The sequence below is a fragment of the Pedobacter sp. 05L430 genome, from assembly GCF_056397585.1.
The window spans coordinates 1-1,242 of sequence record NZ_JBFTNT010000542.1 but is presented as its reverse complement, the minus strand read 5'-3'; the positions used below and the strand labels follow the sequence as shown (position 1 = coordinate 1,242).

The 1,242-nt window shown below is 41.1% G+C and carries 1 protein-coding gene; it reads right to left on the bottom strand.

What is annotated here, in order from left to right:
* Positions 1–68 precede the first annotated feature (68 nt).
* The coding region (locus AC1DG9_RS27190; RefSeq protein ID WP_477635706.1) for an acyl-CoA dehydrogenase family protein at positions 69–1,242 on the bottom strand (1,174 nt) is incomplete at its 5' end.

The following is a 1,242-nucleotide window of genomic DNA, read 5'->3' as shown; positions in this document are numbered from 1 at the left end:
GGGCTTGTAAGTAAGTATATTTCTTAAATGTCTTCATTAATAGATTATTGATTTCCGCTGTTTATAAATTATTTAAAGGCATTTATGCCTGTTACATCCATTCCTGTAATTAATAGGTGAATATCATGTGTTCCCTCATATGTAACTACAGATTCCAGATTCATCATATGCCTCATAATTGAATATTCTCCGGTAATCCCCATACCACCAAGCATTTGTCTGGCGTTACGTGCAATGTCCAGCGCAACCTCTACACTATTTCTTTTTGCCATAGAAATTTGCTCAGCAGTCGCTCTGTTTTCGCTTTTCAATACCCCTAAGCGCCATACCAGTAACTGGCCTTTCGTAATCTCAGTAATCATTTCAGCTAACTTCTTTTGCTGCAATTGAAAGCCAGCAATAGGTTTACCAAACTGAACACGTTCTTTAGCATAGCGTAAAGCGGTATCATAGCAATCCATAGCAGCACCCAGTGCTCCCCATGCAATACCATAACGCGCCTGATTTAAACAACCCAAAGGCCCTTTAAGTCCACTTATTTCCGGGAAAATATTTTCTTTAGGTACCTTAACATTATCAAATACCAATTCACCTGTAGCTGAAGCCCGCAAACTCCATTTTCCATGTGTTTCCGGAGTTGTAAAACCTTCCATACCGCGCTCCACAACCAATCCTCTGATTTTCCCTGATTCATCCTTAGCCCAAACAACTGCAATATCTGCAAAGGGAGCATTAGAGATCCACATTTTTGCACCATTAAGTAAATAGTGGCTTCCATTATCTTTAATATTGGTTACCATTCCACCAGGATTAGATCCATGATCCGGCTCTGTTAATCCGAAGCAGCCCATCAATTCACCAGTAGCAAGCTTAGGCAAGTACTTCTTGCGTTGTTCTTCAGTTCCGTAAGCAAAAATAGGATACATTACCAAAGAACCCTGCACAGAAGCGGTAGACCTGATGCCCGAATCTCCACGTTCTAATTCCTGCATGATGATACCGTAAGCCGTATAATCAAGTCCGGAACCGCCATATTCAACAGGAATAGTAGGACCAAAGGCACCTATTTCTCCCAACCCCTTGATGATTTGTTTAGGGAATTCCGCTTTTTGGGCATAATCTTCAATAATGGGGCTCACTTCTTTCTTAACCCAATCTCTTGCAGTGGCCCGGATCAGTTTATGTTCTTCAGAAAGCAATTCATCAAGTAAATAATAGTCGGGAGCTTCGTAAAGGTCTTTC